Genomic DNA, 438 nt, shown 5'->3' with positions numbered 1-438 from the left:
GTTCAGGGAGATATTGCGGGTCAGCCGGGTCTTCAGGCTGGTGTCGCGCGGGAGAACGTCGGAAAAGGCGGGGACGAGGAGCACGTCATCGAACGTGAGTGCTTTCTGGATCAGACGCATGGCAAATCCTATAGGCGCAAAAGCAGATTATACGCGATAGCGCCCTGGAAATCATCAGCGCTAACAGTAGCTTAGCGCCGTTTTCGGGATTATTTCCACGCTCCGGCCCTGCCGGTGCGAGCCGTGCGGGCATGGCACGCCTCCGACCCGAATATCGGGCGCACGCTGCAGGATTGAACAAGACGGGTGCGCACACCTCCAGTTAAGCTTCGGGCCGTCCTGTCAAAACGGCCCGCCTTGGGCCACCCGAAGTATCTGGAGGCAATACAAATGCAGCGTGGTGTGTTGTACGGCGTGCTCGCCGGCGCATTATGGGGA

1 protein-coding gene is annotated in these 438 nt (G+C 59.6%); it reads right to left on the bottom strand.

Annotated features, from left to right (window positions below; all coding sequences use genetic code 11):
• Positions 1-120, bottom strand: a 120-nt coding sequence (locus AB4Y34_RS42005) for an IMP dehydrogenase (RefSeq protein ID WP_368719326.1), incomplete at its 3' end; no start/stop codon positions are given.
• Positions 121-438 lie beyond the last annotated feature (318 nt).

This window comes from Paraburkholderia sp. BR10954 (genome assembly GCF_040965775.1).
GTDB lineage: Bacteria > Pseudomonadota > Gammaproteobacteria > Burkholderiales > Burkholderiaceae > Paraburkholderia > Paraburkholderia youngii.
Note: the sequence above shows the minus strand (reverse complement) of the source record. Positions and strands in the feature narration are given on the sequence as shown.